Genomic DNA, 14,856 nt, shown 5'->3' with positions numbered 1-14,856 from the left:
TACCTGTCGCGCGCCGCCATGCAAGCGGCGACGCGCGAAACCCGCGCTAAGTGCCCAAAAAACCAGCGCCCTTCGTCACTCCAGCTCAGATACCGCCAGCCGAATCACCCCTGCCGCCTTCTGCTCCGGCAGCGCCAGCACCTTCGCCCACATGTCCTGCACCATATCGCAGGAGAGCTTCTCTTTGCCCGCCGCCTTCTCCGGCATCTGCAGCAGCTGGATGTCCTCGCCGTACTTATCGGCAAGTGCCTTCATAATCGGCCGCACATCCTCGACGGCCGCCTCGCGCTCGGCCGGTGTCACGTTGTGGTGGTTTTTGCCGTAGGCCGCGCGCATCATGTCGGCGTCGGCCTGCATGCGCCGCGCCATCAGGTCTTTATCCAGCATGCGCATTGGGTTCACGCCGCCCTTCACCATCGGATAGAGGAAGCGGAAGCAGGCGTCGTCGCTCACCTTTTGAATGGCGGCGGTCTGCTCCATGTTGATGGTCATGTAGTTCACCACGTTGGCGTCCGGGGCGTTTTGCAGGCGCGACATCTGCAGATGCAGGATCTGCGGCTGGATGGTGTCGATAATCTGCTGCTCCGGCTCGCCCGCTTTTTGCAGGGCAGCCATCTGGTCGAGAATGCGCTGATGCAGCGCAGGCTCCTGCTCCTTAATCACCTGCCAGGCGGGCATCGCGTTAAGGGCAGCATCCATCTGCTGTTCCGGCGCGCGCTGCCTGTCGAAGAACACCCAGAACGCCACGGCGGCGGCCGCGACGACGACAATCACAATACGGGTCCACGTTTTATTCATCTCGCATCCTTATCCTTGCGTTATGCCGGTTTACACCGGCACGCCGCTGTGGAAGCGAAACTCGTTGTCCGGTGTCGAGATAAGTGTGGCTTCAATTTCGCCAAAATGCTGTATGCGCGGTGAGATATCGTCGTCGCTCACCTGTTGGGCCAGCGTCAGGTAGTCCTGATAGTGGCGCGCTTCCGAGCGCAGCAGCGAGAGATAAAACTTTTGCAGGTCGTCCTCGAGGAACGGGGCCAGCGCGGCGAAGCGTTCGCAGGAGCGGGCTTCGATGTAGGCGCCGCAGATGAGTTTGTCGATCAGCGTCAGCGGTTCGTGGGTGCGCACTTCCTTCAGCATCCCTTTGGCGTAGCGGCTGGCGGTGATTTTGACGTACGGAATGTCGCGGACTAGCATCGCCTCGCGCACCTGCCAGAAGTGGTGCAGCTCCTCTTTAATCAGCAGCACCATGCTGTCGATGAGCGCCTGGCCCCACGGGTCGTCGGTTTTGGGCATCACGCTTTTGCCAATCTGCTTGTGCAGGGCGATGAAGTCCGGCTCCGGGCCGTCGCGGAAGGTGAACTGTTCGTAGGGTTTGAGCCAGTCGAGCAGCGCGTCGGCACCGCTTTCGTCGGCGACGTATTTACGCACGAGTAATAGCGCGGTCTGAGCGGCCTTGAGCTCGCACACCATGTGGTCGGTGAGCAGCAGCGGCAGGTTCGCCGGGTCGCGGGCTTTATCAATCCATGCTTGCGGGGTCGGGCACGGGAGGAAGTTGAGTACGGGGGCGAGTATCTGCGGGTAATCCATGGTTCAGCCTTGAAAAAGCGGTGGCGCGCGCCACCGCCTGAAACGCTTAGTGACGCACGCCGTCGTCGTCTTCGTCGACGTAATCTTCGTCGTCGCCTTCTTCGCCGTCTTCACTGTTCGGATCTTCGAAGTAGGTTCCCCAGCCGTCGTACTCCACCTCAAACTTCTCGGCCAGGTTCATCAGCTGTTCTACCTGCGCGTCAATCAGCTCCGCCTTCAGCGCGCCCTCGCTCAGGATGTCGCAGCAGATGACGGTGTCGCCCTCTTCCACTTCCAGCTCTTCCGGCTCGGTCACTTCGTAACCCAGCTTGAAGGCTTCCACCGCCATTTTTTCCAGCGCGTCGAAATCATCCGCAGAGAAATGGTGCTCGATGGTGTACAGCGCGTCCGGATCGCTACCGTCTTCCAGCAGCTCTTCAATAATCAGACGCGTCTCTTCGCGTTGCTCTTCCAGGTGTTCCGGGTTTGCCATGGCTCAATCCTCTTTAAAGTGCGGCAGATACTTCTATTTTCACACACGGACGGGTTTGCCTCCACCTTTGTAAGAAAGAATTGTGAAACGGGGTTGCAAATGAATAATTACACATATAAAGTGAATTTTAATTCAATAAGTGGCGTTCGCCAGGCGAGGATAAAATGTCCGATTTGTACAAGAAACACTTTCTGAAATTGCTCGACTTTACCCCTGCACAGTTCACTTCTCTGCTGACTCTTGCCGCACAGCTCAAAACCGATAAAAAAAAGGGCAAGGAAGTACAAAAGCTTACCGGTAAAAACATCGCGCTCATCTTCGAAAAAGACTCGACCCGTACACGATGCTCTTTCGAAGTTGCCGCATTTGACCAGGGCGCACGCGTCACTTATTTAGGGCCGAGCGGCAGCCAGATTGGGCATAAAGAGTCAATTAAGGACACCGCACGGGTGCTCGGGCGGATGTACGACGGCATTCAGTATCGCGGCCACGGCCAGGACGTGGTCGAAACGCTGGCACAATATGCGGGCGTGCCGGTGTGGAACGGCCTGACCAACGAGTTCCACCCGACGCAGCTGCTGGCGGACCTGCTGACCATGCAGGAGCACCTGCCGGGCAAAGCGTTTAATGAGATGACGCTGGTCTACGCGGGCGACGCGCGCAACAACATGGGCAACTCGATGCTGGAAGCGGCGGCGCTGACCGGGCTGGATCTGCGTCTGGTGGCCCCGAAAGCCTGCTGGCCGGAAGAGAGCCTGGTAGCGGAGTGCAGCGCGCTGGCGGAGAAGCACGGCGGCAAAATCACCCTGACGGAAGACGTGGCGGCCGGCGTGAAGGGCGCGGACTTTATCTATACCGACGTCTGGGTGTCGATGGGCGAAGCCAAAGAGAAGTGGGCGGAGCGGATTGCGCTGCTGCGTGGGTATCAGGTGAACGCGCAGATGATGGCGCTGACCGGCAACCCGAACGTCAAGTTCCTGCACTGTCTGCCGGCGTTCCATGACGACCAGACCACGCTCGGCAAGCAGATGGCGAAGGAGTTCGATCTGCACGGCGGGATGGAGGTGACGGACGAGGTGTTTGAGTCGGCGGCGAGCATCGTGTTCGACCAGGCGGAAAACCGGATGCATACGATTAAGGCGGTGATGGTGGCGACGCTTGGGGAGTGATCCTCTCTCCCACATTTTTATTCGGTGCGCTCTTCTTGCCGGGTGACGCTGCGCTTACCCGGCCTACAAAACCTGTAGGCCCGTGCAAGCGAAGCGCCGCCGGGCAAATCAGGCCTGCTCAATTGATTTTTCACCCCAAAAAAGGTACGTTTTCGCCTTAATTCCAGCGTGGACATGCCAGCATTATGCCGATTATTCAGTCTGTTGAACGTGCGTTGCAGATCCTCGACCTGTTCAACGAGCAGGCCACCGAGCTTAAGATCACCGACATCAGCAAACTGATGGGGCTGAGCAAAAGTACCCTCCATTCGCTGCTGAAAACCCTGCAGCTTCACGGCTATATCGATCAGAACCCGGAGAACGGTAAATATCGCCTCGGCATGAAGCTGGTCGAGCGCGGCCATTTCGTCGTGGGCTCAATGGATATTCGTCAGAAGGCAAAAGGCTGGCTGACGGATCTTTCCCGGCGGACCGGGCAGACCACCCATCTGGGGATCCTGGACGGGCGTGAAGGGGTCTATATCGAGAAGATTGAAGGCAAGCTGGCCGCAATCGCCTATTCGCGCATTGGCCGTCGCCTGCCGGTTCATGCCACCGCCATCGGCAAGGTGTTGATTGCCTGGCTGGGCGAGGCCGAGCTGAACGCCCTGCTGGAGGGCTATCAGTACACTACCTTTACCCCTTCCACTCTTGCCACCCGCGAAGCGTTGGTGGATGCGCTGAAAAAAACCCGCGAACAAGGCTACGCCCTGGACAGCGAAGAGAACGAGCAGGGCGTGCGCTGCGTGGCGGTACCGGTGTGGAACCACGAGTCACGCGTGATTGCCGCCCTGAGCCTGTCGACGCTGACCTCGCGCGTGGACGACGCCGAGCTGGCTAATTTCCGCGAGCAGCTTCAGCAGGCCGGGCTCCAGCTCTCACGCGCGCTGGGCTACCCGGCCTGAGCCGCTACAGCGGCTCGTAGGTAAAGTAGTCGAAGTCCGCGTGGCAGCCGTCACCGCTGATGTCCTCGCAGTGCAGCCCCACAAATGCGCCGGTGAAGAAGCCGCGCCCGCCGATGTAGTCGTCCGATAGCTTCCACGCCTCATAGGTTACCGGCACGGTGTGCCACGTCTCGCCGTCGAACGAGTAGCTGTAGCGATAGACCAGCGTATCCACATCGACGCGCAGCCAGACGCTCTGCGCACTCTCCGGTACCGGAATCGGCTGCTCGTGCAGCGGCCATGACGGCACATTGTGGTCGAGCTGGAGCACCTTTATGGTTCTCCCCTGCCCCTCCTCGTAGTCCACGAAGCAGTAGCTCCAGTTTTTGCTGTTGTAGTAGCAGGTCAGCCCGGCGCTCTGCTGGAAGTGGACCGGCGAGAACTGCATCCGCGTCTCCGCCCGGAAGGTGAAGTGCTGCCAGCGGCGCGCCACGGTCGACTGGGTGAAGGTCGAGTTAAGCGAGTCGTTGCCGTAGAGCCGTAAATAGCCGGGGCGCGCGGTGAGCGAGCCGAGGGTGTCGTCGAACGGAATGCGCAGGGTCTGCAGCTCCGGGTCAAGCGAACTGGCGTCGAAATCGTCCCGCCAGCTGTTCTGAGCGGCCGCAGGTTGCTCCGCCATGTGCGGGCCGGGCACGGTCAGCTGCGCGTGCTTACCACCTTCGACATACGGCCAGCCGTCGCGCCACTCAATGCGGGCGATGCCGGTCTCGCGCCCCAGCGGGCAGTAGCCGCGCCCGCCGGAGGCCAGCAGCGGCACGCCGGGCAGGCGCAGCGGGCGGCTGGTGAGGTAGGCCATATACCATTCCCCCGTGTGGGTCTGCAGCAGCGAACCGTGGCCGCTCTTCTGCAGCGGGTTCTCCGGCAGGTGCCAGCTGGTCATCATCGTCACGTCCGGGTGCAGCTCGTACGGCCCGTCGATCGTTTTTGAACGCAGCACCACGACGGCGTGTTCGTAGCTGGTGCCGCCTTCGGCAACCATCAGGTAGTACCATCCTGCGTGGCGATACAGGTGCGCACCTTCGGTGTAGCAGAGCGGCGTGCCGGTAAACAGCGTCTTACGCTCCGGCGAGAGGGTGCCGGTCTGCGGATCGAACGCCTGCATCACGATGGTGTTGTGCGGGTTGCTGTGGTGGCGCGGCCCCCACGGGCGGTAAAGGTAATATTTGCGGCCATCGTCGTCGTGGAACAGGGACGGGTCGAACCCACCGTTGCCCATCGGGATCGGCTCGCTCCACGGTCCCTCAATGGACGGCGCGGTGACGAGGAAATTGCGGCCGTTTTTCCACGGCGAGTCGACAATTTTCACGTCGGTATAGAGCAGCCAGAATTTGCCGTCGGCGTAGCTCAGGCACGGCGCCCAGATGCCGCCGGAGTCCGGGTTGCCCTTCATGTCCAGCATCGACACGCGGTCCAGCGGGGTGCTGACCAGCGACCAGTTTTTCAGGTCGCGGGAGTGGTAGATGCGCACGCCCGGGAACCACTCGAAGGTCGAGGTGGCGATGTAGTAGTCCTCGCCCTGGCGGCAGAGGGACGGGTCCGGGTTGAAGCCGGTGAGTATCGGGTTAGTGATTTCCATAGTGCCTCCGGTTAATGGGATGCGGCTGTCGCGGCGTCGGGAACGGCTTCACCCTGGGCCGCGCGGTGCTTGATCAGCTGCTGGCTGATGGCCTCCACGCGGGCGTCGGTGAGTTTGTAGAACGACAGCATGATGAACATGCCCGCGTAGAGCACTACCGGCACCACGCAGAACAGAATTTTGATGGTGGTCAGCACCTCAACCGGCTGCACGCTGCTGCTGGCGGAGTAGTTCACGTACGCCAGGATCCAGCCCACCACCGCCCCGCCAATCGCCAGGCCAATCTTCAGGCTGAACAGGTAGGTGGAGAACACCAGCCCGTCGAGGCGGCGCCCGCTGCGGCTCTCCTCGTAATCCACCACGTCAGAGGCCATGAGCCACTGGAGCGGCGTGGTGGTGTTAAAGACGAACAGGAACAGAATGTTGAGGGCGAAAATCAGGGCGATATGCTCCGCCGGGGTGACGAAAATCAGCAGGCTGATCAGCGAGTAGGCAACGATGATCCACTTGAAGGCGGTGACGCGGTCAAAGCGGCCCAGCAGGCGGGAGGAGCAGAGCGAGCCGAACATGGTGGCGAGGCTGCCATAGAGTAAAAACTGGGTCGCCAGCTCCGGGTGATCCATCACGTATTTGACGAAGTAGAGGGTCGCCCCGCCGCGCACCACGTTGGAACAGGTCGCCATCATCTTAAAGGCACACATAATGCGCCACTGGCCGTTGCCGAACAGCAGCCTGAGATCTTTTGCCACCGACGAGCCCGGCTGCACCTCAAAGGTGTAACGCTCTTTGGTGGTAAAGAAGCAGACGTAGAGCAGCACCACGCCGCTCAGCCCCAGCACGCACATGGCGCCGAAATAGCCCACCTGCTCGTCCCCTTTGCCGATGATGCTCACCAGCGGCAGGGCAATGCCGCTGATGGCGAGCGACCCCGCCGCCGCCAGGAAGAAACGCCAGGATTGCAGGGCGTGACGCTCTTTCGGGTCAGCGGTGATGACGCCCGGCATGGCGCAGTACGGCACGTTAACGAAGGTGTAGACCAGGGTCAGGAGAATGTAGGTCACGCAGGCGTAGATGATTTTGCCCTGCGCCGAGAAGTCCGGCGTGTAGAAGGTCAGTACGCAGACGATGCCAAACGGAATCGCGCCCCACAGCAGGAACGGGCGGAACTGGCCGTGCCGCGTGCGGGTGCGGTCAACCAGCAGCCCCATCAGCGGGTCGGTGACGGCGTCGAGCACGCGGGAGACCAAAAAAAGCGTGCCCATAATGCCCGCCGACAGGCCGAAGACGTCGGTATAGAAATAGGCCAGCAGAAACATCGTGGCCTGCCAGACGAAGCCGCAGGCGGTGTCACCCAGCCCGTAGCCAATTTTGTCTTTCATGGTTAATTGCGTCATCAGATTTACACCCTTATGTCGTGTGCTGAATAACAACATCGTGTTAATGGAGTGTAATGAGCTGTTCAATTAACCATCAATGGTCATATCTTATTTCTGAATTATGTTATTTTGCTTTTGTGACGCCAACGATATATCGCAACTGATTGTTTAAATTAATAAATTACAGAAACGGGAAAGCCGTCCGCGGAATATTTTCCGCAGACGTTTTTTCCTGGAAATAATTAAATGCCGAGCGCTTTTTTACCGGCGTTAATTACCTCAATAATTTTATCGGTGTCATAAATACAGCCTTTCCAGGTGCCGCCGCTCACCGACTGCAATGCTGCCCATAGCCGGGTATCGTCCGGCAAAAAGTCGTGGGCGTGCAGGTCCGGATGCGTCTGCCGCCGTGCCAGCTCGCGCGCGCCCTCTTCCGGCGTCAGCGGGGTGTCCGCCGTGCCGATAAAGTTCACGCTGCCCGTCAGGGTCATACGATCCACGGCAATCTCAATGATGTCGTTATCGCGCAATTTGCCGATCGGCCCGCCCGCCAGCGCCTCCGGCGACACGTGCCCGAAGCAGGCGCCCGTCGACACGCCCGAGAAGCGCGCATCGGTAATCAGCGACACCGTTTTGCCCCACGAGATATGCTTCAGCGCGGAGGTGAGCTGGTAGGTCTCTTCCATGCCGGTGCCGGACGGTCCGCCGCCGATCACCACCATGATATCGCCCTGCTGAATCTCTTCCCGCTTGATGGCCTTAATCGCCTGCGCTTCTGAGACAAACACCCGCGCCCGACCGGTGTGGCGGTAAACGCCATCGTCACCGACCACCGACGGGTCGATCGCCGTGGCCTTGATCACCGATCCTTCCGGCGCGATGTTGCCCGTCGGGAAGCAGACCGTTGAGGTCAGCCCTTTCGCTTTGGCCTTCTCGGGCGGCAGGATCACGTCATCCGGATCGACGCCGTCCTGCTCGCGCAGGCACTGACGGAAGCGCGCCCGACGTTCCGAGGCCTGCCACCAGTCGAGGTTCTCGCCCACCGTCTGGCCGGTCACGGTCATGGCATCCAGATGCAGCAGGCCGAGATCGCGCAGGTGAAGCATCACTTCCGGCACGCCGCCAGCCAGGAACGCGCGCACGGTCGGATGGTAGTCCGGGCCGTTGGGCAGCACGCTCACCAGGCGCGGAACTTTACGGTTGATGCGCGTCCAGTGCGCGACGTCAGGAAGGGTGCAGCCCGCCGCGTGGGCGATGGCCGGTATGTGCAGCAGTAAATTGGTGGAACCGCCGAACGCCGCATGGAGCACCATGGCGTTTTCGATGGCCTTATCGGTGAGGATATCGCGCGTGGTGATGCCGCGGTTATCCAGCTCGCTCACCGCCCGCGCCGACTGGCGGGCGATCTCCAGCCACACCGCCTGCCCGGACGGTGCTAGCGCGGAGTGCGGCAGTGCCAGTCCCAGCGCTTCCGCAACCACCTGAGAAGTGCCCGCCGTGCCGAGAAACTGACACCCGCCGCCCGGCGACGCGCAGGCGCGACAGCCCAGCTCGGCGGCCTCCTGCAACGACAGCTCGTGGTTGGCAAAGCGCGCGCCGATGGTCTGCACCTTGCCCGCATCTTCACCCACGGTCGGCGGCAGCGTCGCGCCGCCCGGCACCAGAATGGTCGGCAGATCGTGCATGGCGGCCAGCGCGATCATGGTCGCAGGCAGCCCTTTATCGCAGGTTGCCACGCCGATCACCGCCCGGCGCGTCGGCAGAGAGCGGATCAGACGACGAAACACGATCGCCGCGTCGTTGCGGTACGGCAGGGAGTCGAACATGCCGTGCGTGCCCTGAGAGCGCCCGTCGCACGGGTCGCTGACGAAGGCCGCGAACGGGATCCCACCGTTGCGGGTGATCTCCTTCGCTGCCGCCTGCATCTGCATGCCAATTTCCCAGTGCCCGGTGTGGTAGCCCAGCGCAACCGGGCGTCCGTCCCCGGCGCGGATGCCGCCCTGGGTACCGATGATCAGCACCTCTTTGCCGGTCAGCCTGTTGGCGTCCCAGCCCATCCCGGCGTTTTGCGTCATGCCGAACAGGTTGCCGCTGGGGGATTCCATCAGCATTTGCGGGGTCAGCGGCAGCGCGCCCTGCGGCCCCGCCGCGTGGGTGATCACCGCGTAAAACGCATCGTCCTGTGGAGTGAAAATTTTCTCGATGGTCATGGTTATCTTCCGGCTCAGCAGAGCTTGAGCTGTTGCAGCAGGGATTTCAGCTGCGCCTTGCGCGGCTCGTCCAGCGGTGAAGCGGGCGGTAGCACGTGCGTGGAGATCGGGCGACCGCAAAGTACAATCGCCTCTTTAATGACGTTCACGAACGGCGTATCCAGCTGATACAGCTGCGGGATTTGCAGCAAGGTCTGATGATACTCAGCCGCTTTCGCCACGTCCTTATCGCGCCAGGCTTTCAGAAGATTTACCGACACCTGCGGCGCAAAGTTGCCGCTCGCCGAGATCGCCCCGTCGCCGCCGAGCAGCAGGGTATTGAACAGATGATCGTCGTAGCCACACAGCACGGTGAAGTGTGGGTGGGCCGCTTTGACGGTGTGGATCATGCTGCGCAGATGGGCGACGGAGTCGATGGTGTCTTTAATGCCTACGATGTTGCTGCGCGAGTCGGCGAGGTTTTTCACCAGCGCTGGCGTGAGATCCTGCCCGGTCAGCGCCGGGAAGTTATAGAGCATCACCGGCAGCGTGACGCTGTCGGCCACCTGTTCGAAATAGCGAATCAGGTTCGCTTCCGACACTTTCCAGTAGTAGGGGTTGATGACCACGATGCCGTCCGCGCCCGCCTGCTGCGCGTGCTGGCTCAGTTCAATGGTTTCCCGGGCGTTGGTGCCGCCGGTGCCGATCAGAACCGGCACGCGACGATCGACATGATCGATAGCAAAGCGGGCAATGGTTTTACGCTCTTCGGCGTTGAGCTGGGAGAATTCGCCGCCGCTGCCGAGGAAGAACAGGCCATCAACGCCTGCGGCGATCAGATCGTCGATCAGCGCGGCGGTGCCCTGCTTATCGAGCTGGCCATCGGCGGTAAAAATGGTGGAGACAGGGGGAATGATTCCCGTAAACAACACTGGCTGCGGCATGAGATCTCCTTGCTGAATCATTTTGTTCTACATTATAGAACAGCGTTCATTAATTTAACGATCATACTATGACGCAGAAAAAGCGCAGGTAAATGGGAGATGAGGAGGGAGTGCGGGAAATTTAAGCTGGATCACAGATTGTCCCCCTCACCCCGGCCCTCTCCCCAAAGGGGCGAGGGAGAAAAGACGGCTCGGTGCAGTCCCCTCTCCCCTGTGGGGAGAGGGTTAGGGTGAGGGGTAAAGGGTTATTCAATCAGCATTTTCACCACGACTTTTCGCACCTTAGCAGGCGCCCCCACCGCGCACAGCGGCTTATGGACTTCGCCAGGCCAGAACACCACAAAATCCCCTTCGCTTAGCACCACGGTTTTCTCCTGCTCGCCTTCCGGCAGGAACGCGATGTCTTTGTCCGCCAGCCAGTCGGTATCCGGCGTACCGTGCGGCAGGGTGCTGAAGGTCATCCCTTCCTGACCCTTCATCACGATCTGGATGTCCAGATAGCGCGCATGAAACTCGGCGCGGCGTTCAGCAAACGGCTGAGTCATGTCTTCCGAGACCAGATAAAACAGAGTGTTGCCATCGATATCATGCTTGCCGGGCGGCGTGGCGTCGGTGACGTGGCGCTTTATATAGTCAATGGCCTGGCGCAGCGCGTCAGGCAGCCAGGGCTGCAGATAGTGGATGTTGCCGATGATCATGAAAAACCTCTCAATGTAAAACAACGTTTCATTTTCGTCTTTTATACGAGAGTTCGCGCTGCCATACCAGCCCTTTTTCTGTGACCTTTGCGCGAGCGCATGTTTATCGGGAAAGGTGTTAATTCACTGTTAATCACACACAGGCAATTATGCAGCGGTTATGCATAACCTCATTTCGCGCGCGTGATAGCGCCAACATAACTTCCTGAATCGAAAGCGTAAATCACAAAACCTGCTGCCGTATCACATTTTATCACTTTAATAATTTCCTTTATAAACCCATAATTATTTATGGATTTTCCTTAAGTCAAAAATAGTTAACTGACATTATTGCATAGCTATTCCCTCCACCAAATTTTAACTTTTAAAATCAATGATATAACTAATTATTTCGAAACATTAAATTCTACAAAATAATAACAAATACAAATATTGCCACCGAATGCTGCTTAGCTATTCACGTGCCAATAATATGAAATTAATCATTATCTGATGCGAATCATGCAAATGAAAACAAACACCTTAATATCCATTTTCGCGTGAACTGCATCACAATAATGATTATTTAACCGCCTAGTATGAACCACGAAATCAATTGAGCTTAGCCGCCATGAAATTAAACACATCACATGGCGCATGCCCTTTTTATTCTGAAAAACAGTTAAAGGAATAATTATGGAAAAGCATTACGTCGGTTCTGAAATTGGTCAATTGCGTAGCGTTATGCTGCACCGCCCAAATTTAAGTCTGAAACGTTTAACGCCATCGAATTGTCAGGAACTGCTTTTCGATGATGTGCTCTCGGTTGAACGGGCGGGCGAAGAGCATGATATCTTCGCAAACACGCTGCGCGAGCAGGGTGTGGAAGTCCTGCTGTTAACCGACCTCCTGACACAAACGCTTGATATTACTGAAGCGAAAGCCTGGCTGCTGGAGACGCAAATCTCGGACTATCGCCTCGGACCTACCTTTGCGGGCGACGTGCGCGGCTGGCTGGCGGACATGCCGCACCGTGAACTGGCGCGCAGATTAAGCGGCGGATTAACCTACGGCGAAATTCCGGCGGCCATCAAAAATATGGTGGTAGATACCCACACGGCCAATGACTTTATTATGAAGCCGCTGCCGAACCATTTATTTACCCGCGACACTTCCTGCTGGATTTATAACGGCGTGTCCATTAACCCGATGGCTAAACCCGCCCGTCAGCGTGAAACCAATAACCTTCGGGCAATATATCGCTGGCATCCGGCATTTGCCGACGGCGATTTTATTAAGTATTTCGGCGACGAAAATATTAATTACGACCACGCTACCCTGGAAGGTGGCGACGTATTAGTGATTGGTCGCGGGGCGGTATTGATCGGCATGTCCGAACGCACGACGCCGCAGGGCGTGGAGTTCCTCGCCAACAGCCTGTTCAAACACCGCCAGGCCGAGCGCGTGATCGCCGTTGAGCTGCCAAAACATCGCTCCTGCATGCACCTCGACACCGTGATGACCCACATCGACGTGGACACTTTCTCCGTCTACCCGGAAGTGGTGCGCAAAGACGCCCAGTGCTGGACGCTCACCCCGGACGGGCGCGGCGGCCTGCAACGTACCCAGGAAACCGACCTGCTGCACGCCATCGAGAAAGCGCTCGGCATTAACCAGGTGCGCCTGATCACCACCGGCGGCGACGCCTTTGAAGCCGAACGCGAACAGTGGAACGACGCCAACAACGTTCTGACCATCCGTCCCGGCGTGGTGATTGGCTACGAGCGCAACGTCTGGACTAACGAGAAGTACGACAAAGCCGGCATCACCGTGCTGCCTATCCCGGGCGATGAGCTGGGACGCGGCCGCGGCGGCGCACGCTGCATGAGCTGCCCACTGGAACGCGACGGAATTTAAAGGAGCCATCATGGAACGAAAACCCACTCTGGTTGTGGCCCTTGGCGGCAACGCACTGCTGAAGCGCGGCGAGCCGCTGGAAGCAGAGATCCAGCGCCAGAACATTGAGCAGGCCGCCCGCACCATCGCCGGGCTCACGGCGCAGTGGCGCGTGGTGCTGGTTCACGGCAACGGTCCACAGGTCGGGCTGCTGGCGCTGCAGAACAGCGCCTACGACAAAGTGACCCCTTACCCACTGGACGTTCTTGGTGCCGAAAGCCAGGGGATGATCGGCTACATGCTCCAGCAGGCGCTGAAAAACAGCCTGCCGCAGCGTGAGGTGAGCGTCCTGCTTACGCAAGTGGAAGTGGACGCCGCCGACCCGGCGTTCAGCAACCCGACCAAATACATCGGCCCGGTGTACAGCGAAGCCCAGGCAAAAACGCTGGCTGCGGAAAAAGGCTGGGTGTTTAAGGCCGACGGCAGCTACTTCCGTCGCGTGGTGCCGTCACCGCAGCCGAAACGCATCGTCGAGAGCGACGCCATCACGGCGCTGATCCAGCGCGACCACCTGGTGATCTGCAACGGCGGCGGCGGCGTGCCGGTGGTGGAAAACGCCAACGGCTATCACGGCATTGAGGCGGTGATCGACAAAGACCTCTCCGCCGCCCTGCTGGCGCGCCAGATTGAGGCCGACGCCCTGCTGATCCTCACCGATGCCGACGCGGTGTACCTCGACTGGGGAAAACCGACCCAGCGCCCGCTGGCGCAGGTGACGCCAGAACTGCTCAGAGGCATGCAGTTTGACGCCGGATCGATGGGGCCGAAAGTGGCCGCCTGCCGCGAGTTTGTTGAAGCCTGCAACGGCATTGCCGGAATCGGCGCGCTGGCCGATGGGGCAGAGATTCTGGCGGGCGAGAAAGGCACGTTGATTCGTAACTGAACATACATTTAAAAAGGATTTCCCATATGACCATCAACCTGAAAAACCGCAACTTCCTGAAACTGCTGGACTACACCCCGGCGGAGATCCAGTACCTGATCGACCTCGCCATCGAGCTGAAAGCGGCCAAAAAAGCCGGACGCGAAAAGCAAACCCTGGTCGGCAAAAACATCGCCCTGATCTTTGAAAAAACCTCCACCCGCACCCGCTGCGCCTTCGAAGTGGGCGCGTTTGACCAGGGTGCGCAGGTGACCTACCTCGGCCCAAGCGGATCGCAGATCGGCCATAAAGAGTCGATGAAAGACACCGCCCGCGTGTTGGGGCGTATGTATGACGGTATCGAATACCGCGGCTACGGCCAGGCGATTGTTGAAGAGCTGGGTGAATACGCGGGCGTACCGGTGTGGAACGGCCTGACCGACGAATTCCATCCGACGCAGATCCTCGCCGATCTGATGACCATGCTGGAGCACGCGCCGGGCAAAACCCTGCCGGAGCTAAGCTTTGCTTATCTCGGCGACGCACGCAACAACATGGGCAACTCCCTGATGGTCGGCGCGGCCAAAATGGGGATGGACATCCGCCTGGTGGCACCGAAATCCTTCTGGCCGGAAGCGGGTCTGGTTGAGCAGTGCCGTGCCATCGCGAAAGAAACGGGGGCGCGCATCACCCTGACCGACGACGTGGAAGAAGGCGTGCGCGGGACGGATTTCCTCTACACCGACGTGTGGGTCTCCATGGGCGAGCCGAAAGAGGCGTGGGCCGAACGCGTCAGCCTGATGAAGCCGTATCAAATCAACGCGGACGTCATGAAAGCCACCGGCAACCCGAACGTCAAGTTCATGCACTGCCTGCCGGCGTTCCACAACGAGCACACCAAAGTGGGCCGCGAAATCGAAATGGCCTATGGCCTGAAAGGGCTGGAGGTGACGGAAGAGGTCTTCGAATCCCCGAACTCTATCGTCTTTGATGAAGCAGAAAACCGCATGCATACCATTAAAGCGGTCATGGTGGCGACACTCGGCGACTAATCACCGCCCGGCG

The 14,856-nt window shown here is 59.3% G+C and carries 14 protein-coding genes; 6 read left to right on the top strand and 8 right to left on the bottom strand.

The window, feature by feature from the left end; all coding sequences use genetic code 11:
* Positions 1 to 75 precede the first annotated feature (75 nt).
* The 3 genes from ABFI50_RS11685 to rraB are packed head-to-tail and all read right to left on the bottom strand — an operon-like array spanning position 76 to position 2,059.
* Entirely contained in the window at positions 76 to 798 is a 723-nt protein-coding gene (locus tag ABFI50_RS11685; protein WP_063861795.1) for a hypothetical protein, read from the bottom strand.
* A gap of 30 nt (positions 799 to 828) precedes the next feature.
* The gene (miaE, locus tag ABFI50_RS11680; protein WP_347484068.1) at positions 829 to 1,587 is read right to left on the bottom strand and encodes a tRNA isopentenyl-2-thiomethyl-A-37 hydroxylase MiaE; all 759 of its coding nucleotides are present in this window, start codon (positions 1,585 to 1,587) and stop codon (positions 829 to 831) included.
* 46 nt (positions 1,588 to 1,633) lie between these two features.
* Entirely contained in the window at positions 1,634 to 2,059 is a 426-nt protein-coding gene (rraB, locus tag ABFI50_RS11675; RefSeq protein ID WP_347484067.1) for a ribonuclease E inhibitor RraB, read from the bottom strand.
* A 99-nt stretch (positions 2,060 to 2,158) separates the two neighbouring features.
* Between rraB and ABFI50_RS11670 the strand changes: the two genes are divergently transcribed.
* The 3 genes from ABFI50_RS11670 (at position 2,159) to xynR (ending at position 4,172) form a co-directional block, all read left to right on the top strand.
* Complete coding sequence (locus ABFI50_RS11670) at positions 2,159 to 2,254, top strand: hypothetical protein (protein ID WP_213014371.1); 96 nt, start codon at positions 2,159 to 2,161, stop codon at positions 2,252 to 2,254.
* Complete coding sequence (argF, locus tag ABFI50_RS11665; protein WP_063861789.1) at positions 2,224 to 3,228, top strand: ornithine carbamoyltransferase; 1,005 nt, start codon at positions 2,224 to 2,226, stop codon at positions 3,226 to 3,228. Before ABFI50_RS11670 ends, argF (ABFI50_RS11665) begins: the two co-directional genes overlap by 31 nt.
* Before the next feature lie 185 nt (positions 3,229 to 3,413).
* Positions 3,414 to 4,172, top strand: a complete 759-nt coding sequence (xynR, locus tag ABFI50_RS11660) for a DNA-binding transcriptional repressor XynR (protein WP_014882318.1) — start codon at positions 3,414 to 3,416, stop codon at positions 4,170 to 4,172.
* A gap of 4 nt (positions 4,173 to 4,176) precedes the next feature.
* Here the strand turns inward: xynR and ABFI50_RS11655 are convergent, their stop codons facing one another.
* The 5 genes from ABFI50_RS11655 to ABFI50_RS11635 all read right to left on the bottom strand — a co-directional run bounded on the left by ABFI50_RS11655 (position 4,177) and on the right by ABFI50_RS11635 (position 10,994).
* Positions 4,177 to 5,787, bottom strand: coding sequence for a glycoside hydrolase family 43 protein (locus ABFI50_RS11655; RefSeq protein ID WP_273960858.1), 1,611 nt, complete (start codon positions 5,785 to 5,787; stop codon positions 4,177 to 4,179).
* An 11-nt stretch (positions 5,788 to 5,798) separates the two neighbouring features.
* On the bottom strand, positions 5,799 to 7,181 hold the full coding sequence (locus tag ABFI50_RS11650) for an MFS transporter (protein ID WP_014882316.1): 1,383 nt from the start codon (positions 7,179 to 7,181) through the stop codon (positions 5,799 to 5,801).
* A 224-nt stretch (positions 7,182 to 7,405) separates the two neighbouring features.
* The gene (gene yagF, locus ABFI50_RS11645; protein WP_014882315.1) at positions 7,406 to 9,373 is read right to left on the bottom strand and encodes a xylonate dehydratase YagF; all 1,968 of its coding nucleotides are present in this window, start codon (positions 9,371 to 9,373) and stop codon (positions 7,406 to 7,408) included.
* 14 nt (positions 9,374 to 9,387) lie between these two features.
* Positions 9,388 to 10,296, bottom strand: a complete 909-nt coding sequence (gene yagE, locus ABFI50_RS11640; RefSeq protein WP_347484062.1) for a 2-keto-3-deoxygluconate aldolase — start codon at positions 10,294 to 10,296, stop codon at positions 9,388 to 9,390.
* Between the two features lie 245 nt (positions 10,297 to 10,541).
* Positions 10,542 to 10,994 (bottom strand): YhcH/YjgK/YiaL family protein, encoded by a 453-nt coding sequence (locus tag ABFI50_RS11635; protein ID WP_196361700.1) that lies wholly within the window; start codon positions 10,992 to 10,994, stop codon positions 10,542 to 10,544.
* A gap of 675 nt (positions 10,995 to 11,669) precedes the next feature.
* Between ABFI50_RS11635 and arcA the strand changes: the two genes are divergently transcribed.
* Genes arcA through argF (ABFI50_RS11620) form a run of 3 tightly spaced genes read left to right on the top strand, consistent with a single transcriptional unit; the run spans position 11,670 to position 14,843 of the window.
* The gene (gene arcA / locus ABFI50_RS11630) at positions 11,670 to 12,890 is read left to right on the top strand and encodes an arginine deiminase (RefSeq protein WP_014882312.1); all 1,221 of its coding nucleotides are present in this window, start codon (positions 11,670 to 11,672) and stop codon (positions 12,888 to 12,890) included.
* A 10-nt stretch (positions 12,891 to 12,900) separates the two neighbouring features.
* Positions 12,901 to 13,812, top strand: a complete 912-nt coding sequence (gene arcC / locus ABFI50_RS11625; protein ID WP_032637623.1) for a carbamate kinase — start codon at positions 12,901 to 12,903, stop codon at positions 13,810 to 13,812.
* A 26-nt stretch (positions 13,813 to 13,838) separates the two neighbouring features.
* On the top strand, positions 13,839 to 14,843 hold the full coding sequence (gene argF / locus ABFI50_RS11620) for an ornithine carbamoyltransferase (protein WP_023310201.1): 1,005 nt from the start codon (positions 13,839 to 13,841) through the stop codon (positions 14,841 to 14,843).
* Positions 14,844 to 14,856: the final 13 nt, after the last annotated feature.

The sequence above is a fragment of the Enterobacter sp. HNDS-6 genome (assembly GCF_039850505.1).
Lineage (GTDB): Bacteria > Pseudomonadota > Gammaproteobacteria > Enterobacterales > Enterobacteriaceae > Enterobacter > Enterobacter kobei.
This window is presented reverse-complemented; position numbering and strand designations above follow the sequence as displayed.